The sequence below is a fragment of the Ancylomarina sp. genome, from assembly GCF_041555295.1.
GTDB lineage: Bacteria > Bacteroidota > Bacteroidia > Bacteroidales > Marinifilaceae > Ancylomarina.
This window is the reverse complement of sequence record NZ_JBFFKR010000479.1, coordinates 1-1,521: the sequence shown is the minus strand read 5'-3', so window position 1 is coordinate 1,521 and position 1,521 is coordinate 1. Positions and strand designations below refer to the sequence as shown.

The 1,521-nt window shown below is 36.3% G+C and carries 1 protein-coding gene and 1 pseudogene; one reads left to right on the top strand and one right to left on the bottom strand.

What is annotated here, in order from left to right:
• A pseudogene (locus tag ABY905_RS17250) lies at positions 1 to 261 on the top strand (dihydroorotate dehydrogenase (quinone)); the annotation flags it as partial.
• Positions 262 to 552: 291 nt separating this feature from the next.
• On the opposite strand, the gene ABY905_RS17245 reads toward ABY905_RS17250, so the two are convergent.
• Complete coding sequence (locus ABY905_RS17245) at positions 553 to 1,287, bottom strand: DUF6261 family protein (RefSeq protein ID WP_372646135.1); 735 nt, start codon at positions 1,285 to 1,287, stop codon at positions 553 to 555.
• Positions 1,288 to 1,521: the final 234 nt, after the last annotated feature.

Here is a 1,521-nt window from a genome sequence, read left to right as displayed (position 1 = left end):
GAGCAGATTAAAAAAGTAGGTGCTGGCGGCATGAGTGGTCAACCTCTTCGTGATCGATCTACTGAAGTGATTCGATATATTCATAAGAAATCGAATGGTCGTATTCCTATCATAGGTGTGGGTGGTATAATGAGTAAAGAAGATGCCTTAGAAAAATTAGAAGCTGGTGCTTCTCTTATTCAACTCTACACAGGTTTTATATACGAAGGTCCGGCCTTGGTTAAAGCCATAAATAAAGAGATCCTTTCTAAGGGGATTTAATACTGATAAAAGAAACAAAACTGTCCGACAAGATAAATTATCTCAGTTATAGACATACAATCCAGTCTGAATTGAAATTCATCCGTTTAAACCCTGTCAGGAGTGTCTTCGCCAGACGCTAACACGTTTTTATTACAAACTCGAGATTAAATAAAATCGAAAACGCCCCAAACTTTAATTAGTTTGAGGCGTTTCCTTTGTTATAATTCTAGGTGGGATATCTTAAAGAAACGCGAAGCTAATCGCGCAACAGCTTGAAATACTTAAACATTTTAGTTGTTGTAGCTTTCTCTAATTTAGTTCAGTATTAGCGGCTTCTCTTTTGCGTTTTAAGGCTGCCAATCGGTCGCGAACTTTCTTGTTGCTATCGCTTACCAATACATTTACCAATTCGGAAAAAGCCTTGTATTTTGCAGGATTTGCCATGCACATTGCATTTAAGTAAGGTTCGAACTCATCGTTAAAAAGCTCTTTTAACTCTTTGGCTACAATCGATGCAGGCTTGGTATGTTCTCGTGCATTTTTATCTTCAATCAACTTAGCTGACGAAGTATCAAATCCGGCTTGCGATTGCGTCAAATTCGCCATTAATTGCTTTAAATCAGGTACCGAACTCACATTCTCTTCCATTTCGGGAGCCTCTAAATCACTCAACAAAGCTCTTATCTGTGCACTTTCGTTGGTGTGGCAACTGCCAATAATTTTCATTCCGTAACGATTCAAAACATCCATTACCTTCAAAGCCTTTTCCTGATTGGCACTTGAGCGACGTATACATTTTGCCTCTACTTCATAAAAAATAGCTCGCACATCCAAATCACGAATTTCATCTTTTTCCTTTAATTCACTACTCAACCAACCGCCATTAATCCTTTCGATTAATTCATTTGATTTATCGGATATCTTACCGAAGGTGAGTTCGAAGTAAGCATCTTCGCTTATTGGGTAACTCTTACTTAATTCTGTTACACCTGTACCTATTTCTGAAATTTCACTAATGCTGGAATTGTTTTTAATTGCTGTCATAATAATTTTGTTTTGTTTCTTACGAAGCATTAAATTATAAACAATAATTTATTAAAACAAGCAAATAATAAATTTACTGCACCCACAAACAATAAGCCAAGCAACTCAAGGCCAGATCAAAACTCCTAAAACACAAAAACACAAGCTAAATATCAAGGAACAAAACAACACACAGCTTATTTATACACATAAAAACTAAAATCACCCCTCAGTCTAAAAAATAGAAAGTCCACT